Annotated in this window: 6 protein-coding genes and 1 tRNA gene; 5 read left to right on the top strand and 2 right to left on the bottom strand. The window is 60.2% G+C overall.

Features of this window, described 5'->3' with window-relative positions; all coding sequences use genetic code 11:
* Together AC1DX0_RS29540 and AC1DX0_RS29535 are read left to right on the top strand one after the other, a co-directional pair.
* Positions 1–1,109: MrcB family domain-containing protein (locus tag AC1DX0_RS29540; protein WP_477357957.1), on the top strand; the 1,109-nt coding region annotated here is incomplete at its 5' end.
* 141 nt (positions 1,110–1,250) lie between these two features.
* On the top strand, positions 1,251–2,258 hold the full coding sequence (locus tag AC1DX0_RS29535) for a hypothetical protein (RefSeq protein WP_477220563.1): 1,008 nt from the start codon (positions 1,251–1,253) through the stop codon (positions 2,256–2,258).
* A gap of 104 nt (positions 2,259–2,362) precedes the next feature.
* On the opposite strand, the gene AC1DX0_RS29530 is transcribed toward AC1DX0_RS29535, so the two are convergent.
* Together AC1DX0_RS29530 and AC1DX0_RS29525 are read right to left on the bottom strand one after the other, a co-directional pair.
* Positions 2,363–2,437, bottom strand: a tRNA-Val gene (locus AC1DX0_RS29530).
* A 138-nt stretch (positions 2,438–2,575) separates the two neighbouring features.
* Entirely contained in the window at positions 2,576–3,259 is a 684-nt protein-coding gene (locus tag AC1DX0_RS29525) for a phosphoglycolate phosphatase (protein WP_477220564.1), read from the bottom strand.
* A gap of 151 nt (positions 3,260–3,410) precedes the next feature.
* On the opposite strand from AC1DX0_RS29525, the gene rpiA reads away from it, so the two are divergent.
* The 3 genes from rpiA to gorA all read left to right on the top strand — a co-directional run.
* Positions 3,411–4,142 (top strand): ribose-5-phosphate isomerase RpiA, encoded by a 732-nt coding sequence (rpiA, locus tag AC1DX0_RS29520; RefSeq protein ID WP_477220565.1) that lies wholly within the window; start codon positions 3,411–3,413, stop codon positions 4,140–4,142.
* Positions 4,129–4,767: a DUF2059 domain-containing protein gene (locus AC1DX0_RS29515; RefSeq protein ID WP_477357954.1), complete on the top strand. Its 639-nt coding sequence runs from the start codon at positions 4,129–4,131 to the stop codon at positions 4,765–4,767. The genes rpiA and AC1DX0_RS29515 overlap by 14 nt, the downstream gene beginning before the upstream one ends.
* Before the next feature lie 120 nt (positions 4,768–4,887).
* The coding region (gene gorA / locus AC1DX0_RS29510; RefSeq protein WP_477357951.1) for a glutathione-disulfide reductase at positions 4,888–5,963 on the top strand (1,076 nt) is incomplete at its 3' end.

The following is a 5,963-nucleotide window of genomic DNA, read 5'->3' as shown; positions in this document are numbered from 1 at the left end:
GTAGGCGAGCAAGCGGTTTGGAAAAATTGATGCGAGAGACAATTCAAGAAATAGTGTCGCTGCAGGCAAACTACAGCGCGAGTAAGACGCCGGATATGGACCGGCGCGGTGTTCTTATTCGGAGGGCTCTCCCGGCAGAGTTGGCGTCCCGCAGTAACGTGCTCAGAGCAGCACTCGGCAAGTACGGCACAGACGCCAGATCAGAGGGTAAGGACAATCAAGGCCAAATGTCTCGCATTCCATGGGTACGTTGGTTCTCGGAATCTCGGTCGCCCTCTGCTACCGGTGGCTGGTACGTAGTTTATCTCTTCCATCCCGACGGGTCGGGTGCGTCTCTTTGCTTGAGCCATGGCTCGACGCAAATCGTTGGAACAGGCTTCGTAAATCGGAGCGACGCCGAGGTTGCCGAGCTTATGCGTTGGGCTGCCAGCGTCCTTGGGTCTGAGTTTGCGGCGGATTCTGGTATCCGCCTCGGTGTCGACCTTGGCGCGTTCGACCTTGCACGCGGCTATGAGCGAACAACTGTTGCCTCCAAGTTCTATCCGAAAGGACGCATCCCGACCGAAGATATCCTGTTCGCCGACCTCGTGCGCTTTATGGGACCGTTGGCCAAGCTCTACGAGGCACAGGAGTCTGGCATTGCCCCTGGCAGCATAAGCGCCGAAATGCTGGGGCTCTATGATGAGCTCGAAAGGACGTCCTCGCCGCTTAAGGAGCGACCTAAGGGTCAGGGACGCATGAGCGCTCCGATGCGAAAGCTCGTCGAACTCCACGCTATGAAATTTGCTGAGCGATGGCTGAAGGACGAAGGCTTCACGTACAAAAACGTGTCGGCTACTGACAGCTGTGATTTCCGCGCGCAACGTGGTGGCGAAGATTGGGCGATTGAAGTCAAGGGAACCACAGGAGGATTGATCAGCGTGCTTCTTACCCGCAATGAAGTAACACTCCATCGAACCTGCCATCCGCGCAACGCCCTGCTGGTGGTGCATGGGATACAGCTGTTGGAAGGAGAAACCAGCCCGAGAGGTGGTGAGTTGACCGCTTTCTCGCCTTGGCAAGTCGAGGAAGATCGATTGAATGCGCTCGCCTTCGAGTACCGTCTTTAGATTTTGAGGTGCCACGCCAACCGATGGGGCGCACTGCGAAGGTGCGTGCGGGCGAAACGAAACCGGCCTTTCGATTTGGGCATGTGCGGCGCTGTCACTGACAAATTGTAAAGCGGCAAGTGGCGTTGGCGGGGGAATATGATGAACGGGCTTCTTACGAATATAGGCATTGATATTGCGGGAAAATGTGGGGTCGCTCCTTCGTCTTTGCTCAAGAATGCAGCTGTATTGCACGAATACGTATTTTTTCACTCTGGGCTTTACGGCGGGCTGGGTGATAGCTTGAACTTCACCAATGCCGAGCTCGCTGCTTCTTGGGCGTCCATGGACAGAGATGTGGCGTCGCAGCTCGCCACCAATCACTCGTTCGTATCGCTCTTCCCAGACGTGCGCGAGCTGTCTGCCAGCTTTTCCGATTTCAATCCTTTTCGAGCGTCTGAATACTCTCGACGCTTGGCTGAATCGAAGCACTCCTTAAGCGTCACACGGACAATCGTCTCGCGTACATACGGTGTCACCGAGGAGGAAGTTGAAGCCGGGCGAATTGGCAACACGTGGTCGAACATCCCTCAGATTGTCGCTCAAGACGCAGCTCTGCTGGCGGAGGTTCGAAGGTATGATCCGTCAATCATGGGAGTCTTTTCAGAAGCTCACGCTACCTTGTTGGAGATAGAAAACGATCATAGACGCCCGGAGCAACAGACTGAAGAACTTACAATTTTGCTTGGCCGGTCACAGGAGACGAGTTCGTTTCCCGACTTCAGTGAGTTCAGTTGGGACGAGATCATTGAGTTACGGCGGGACCCACATATATCAGCCTTCAGAGCGGAGATGACTCGGCTTGTATCAGGRCTCAGCCCTTGGTCAGACGAAAAAATGGTCCTCGGCGAGCATTACCTCAGAACGCTGGAGGAGCTATCGAAGCAGGTTAAGCCAAGTGTCAGCAAGTCCATTATCAGCCTGCTTATCGGGCAGATTCCGACTGGCCCCTTCCCAAATCCATTGTCGCTGATTGGTGAGATCTTGGAGCTGCGGCATCAGGCGAAGCTGACCGACAATTATGGTTGGCTCTATTTCGTACAAAAAGCGAAATCCATTTCAGATCGTCGCAGACCCAAACGCAGCAGTGGGACTGCCGACTCAAAATAGCCGGCTGCAGGCACACCCGGTGACGACCCGGTGACGACCCAGGCCAGAGCGGATCGCAATCTTTCGCCTATATTGCTGTAACGTCTTGGTTTTGTTGAGAGATTTGGTGGGCGATGCAGGGATTGAACCTGCGACCCCACCCGTGTGAAGGGTGTGCTCTCCCGCTGAGCTAATCGCCCGCTCGTTGCCCGAAGGCCAAGCGAGCCGCGATATAAGGGAGGCCGGCCGGTTAAGTCAAGGCGCTGTCTGGCGTTCTTCCGAGGATCGGACTGCCGCACTTTCGAGTCTGTTTCCGGCGCGACGCCGGCCGCATCCGATCAGTGTCCCGCAGCCTTGATCAGCTTTTCCGCCAGGTCCAGYGTCAACGCATCGAAGTGCGAAATCACCGCCGAGGGTTCGAATTCGCGGACATGGCGGTCGGTGTAACCAAAATCGACCGCGACGACGGGGATGCCGGCGGCCTTGGCGGTGTCGATGTCGGTTTGCGAATCGCCGACCATCAAAGCGCGGTGCGGATCGCCGCCGGCCAGTTTGATGGTCTCGGTCAGGTGGCGTGGATCGGGCTTGCGGAAGGCGAAGGTGTCCTGGCCGGCGATTGCCGCGAAATGCTTGGTCAGGCCAAGCGCTTCGATCAGTGCCAGCGAGTTGGCCTCGTATTTGTTGGTGCAGATGGCCAGGAGATAGCCCGCCTTCTCAAAACGCGCGATCGCCTCGATGACACCGGGGTAGGGGCGGGATTTGCCGGGAATGTTGTCGGTATAATGATCGAGGAACAGCTGTAGCAGCCGGTCATGCTCGGCGACGTCAAGCGAGCGCTGCTGGGCGGCGTGCGCCCGCTCTATCATCACCCGGCCGCCATGGCCGACGAAGCGCTTGAAGCCGGCCTCGTCGACGGCCTGGAGTTCACTGGCGGCCAGGCTGTGGTTGAGGCTGTCGAGCAGGTCCGGCGCCGTGTCAACAAGCGTTCCGTCGAGGTCGAACACGATGATCGGGCGGGTCATGATCCATCCTGCGCAGGTTTGTGCATCGGCAGGCGATAGCGGCTGCGGCGCGTCAAGGCAAGCAGACCGGTGGACAGGCGTCCAAGGGCTTTGACCCCGCCGGCAAAAATGCTAGGAGCCCGAACACCAGTTTCCCGGGGCAGCAAGCGGCATGGATGCAAGACAGTTGAAGGTCGAGGCCGCGCGGGCCGCCCTTGCCCATGTCAGAGACGGCATGCGGCTCGGCATCGGCACCGGCACCACGGCGGAAGAGTTCGTACGGCTGCTCGCCGACAAGGTCGCCACCGGCATGACAGTGATTGGTGTGCCGACGTCGGAGCGCACGGCCGCACTTTGCCGAGAGCTTGGCGTGCCATTGTCGACATTGGAGCAAACGCCCGAACTCGATCTCACCGTCGACGGCGCCGATGAGGTCGACCCGGAACTGACCCTGATCAAGGGCGGCGGCGGCGCGCTGCTGCGCGAAAAGATCGTGGCCGCGGCCTCGCAACGCATGATCGTCATTGCCGACCGGTCGAAGATGGTCGAGACGCTCGGCCGGTTTCCGCTGCCGATCGAAGTCAACCAGTTCGGCCTGCGCGCCACCGAGATCGCGATAGCCAAGGCGGCTGCAAAACTCGGCCTTTCCGGTCCGATTACATTGAGGATGACGGGAGGCCAGGCTTTTGTTACAGACGGCGGCCATTTTATCCTCGATGCATCTTTTGGCCGCATTCCGGATACAAGAGCGCTTTCGAATGCTCTCCATGCCATTCCGGGCGTGGTCGAGCATGGTCTTTTCATCGGGCTGGCGTCAGCGGCCATCATCGCCGGCGGCGACGGTATCCAAACCGTCCATGCCGCCCGAAAACCAGGGAGTTCTACCGATCATGATGTTGCATAACCGGGTTCGCGGCCTTTGTGTCGTTCTGGCGGCTTCGGCCGTTTTCGCCTTGTCGTCGCCAGCGTTTTCGCAGGATGTCACCGATTCGCACCTGAAGGCCGCACGCGCTGCGGTCGCGGCGATCCATGCGACCGACCCGTTCGACAGCATCCTGCCGCAGGCGGCAGCCGCGCTCGAATCGCAGCTCATCCAGAAGAACCCGGACATGCAGGAGCTGATCGGCAAGACGATCAACGAGAAGGCGATGGCGATGGCCGCGCGCCGCGCCGATCTCGAGAAGGAAGCAGCCCTYGCCTATGCSAAGGTGTTTTCCGAAAAGGAACTCAMCGACATCGCSGCCTTCTACAGYTCCGAYTCCGGCAAGAAGCTGCTCGACAGCGGTCCGACCGTGACGCGTGATTTGGTCAAGGCAGCCGACATCTGGCAAAACGGCGTCGCCCGCGATCTCGCACAGCAGGTCGGCGAGACGCTTGCGGCGGCCGCCAAGGCTGCGGCTCCGGCTCCGGTTGCGCCCGCTGATGGCGCCGCTCCGGCCGACAATGCGGCTCCGGCAGATGGCGCGGCTCCGGCCGATGGTGCCGCACCCGCCGACGGCTCGGCTCCCGCCGACGGCACGCAGAACTGATTTCATTTTTCGGGCGGCATAGCCGCCTCTGGACCAGAAAGCCCGGCTTTGTCCGGGCTTTTCTTTTGGCGCTTCGCATCCTACCTCTGGCTTGAACTTTCCCTCCGCAGGAGTCCCATCATGACCGCTTACGACTACGATCTCTTCGTCATCGGCGGCGGCTCGGGCGGGGTGAGGGCGGCGCGCGTTGCCGCGGCACTCGGCAAGCGCGTCGGCATCGCCGAGGAATACCGTTTTGGCGGCACCTGCGTTATCAGGGGCTGCGTGCCGAAGAAGCTCTATGTCTACGCCTCGCAATTTCCGGAGCATTTCGCCGACGCCGCCGGCTATGGCTGGACGGTGCCGGAAGCCAGTTTCGACTGGCGCACACTGGTCGCCAACAAGGATCGCGAGATCAGCCGGCTGGAGGCGATCTACAAGAAGAATGTCGAGGGCTCCGGCGGCGAGACCTTCCATTCGCGGGCGATGATCGTCGACCCGCACGTGATCCATCTTCTGGGCGAGGACCGCACCGTCACCGCCGATCAGATCCTGGTTGCCACCGGCGGCCGGCCGGCGGCGCATCCAGCGCTGCCCGGGCATGAACACTGCATCTTCTCCAACGAGGCTTTCGACCTCAAGGAGCTGCCGAAGGCGATCATGATCGAGGGCGGCGGCTATATCGCGGTCGAGTTCGCCAACATCTTCCACGGCCTCGGCGTCGACACCACGCTGGTCTATCGCGGCAAGGAGATCCTCAGCCGCTTCGACATGGACTTGCGCCGCACGCTGCACGAGACGATGGAAAAGAAGGGGATCAAGATACTCTGCCATTCGGTGAGCRAGCGGGTGAGCAAACGGCCGGACGGCCGGCTCGACGCCGTTCTCACCAGCGGCCAGACGCTGACGGTGGACCAGGTCATGCTGGCCATCGGGCGCATCCCCAACACCGAGAATATGGGCCTGGAAGGCATCGGCATCGAGATGACCGCCGCCGGCGCGATCAAGGTCGACGCGTATTCGCGCACCAACATCGACAATGTCTGGGCAATCGGCGACGTCACCAACCGCGTGCAGCTGACACCGGTGGCGATCCACGAAGCGATGTGCTTCATCGAGACGGCCTTCAAGGACAACCCGACCGCACCCGACCACGAGACGATCGCGACGGCGGTCTTCTCACAACCGGAAATCGGTACTGTGGGTCTCTCGGAAGA

The sequence above is a fragment of the Mesorhizobium sp. P3_A9 genome, from assembly GCF_056402975.1.
Note: the sequence above shows the minus strand (reverse complement) of the source record. Positions and strands in the feature narration are given on the sequence as shown.

Bases quoted from the DNA above. Each gene is read 5' to 3' on its own strand.
- rpiA (WP_477220565.1), top strand. From the start codon at position 3,411: ATGGATGCAAGACAGTTGAAGGTCGAGGCCGCGCGGGCCGCCCTTGCC.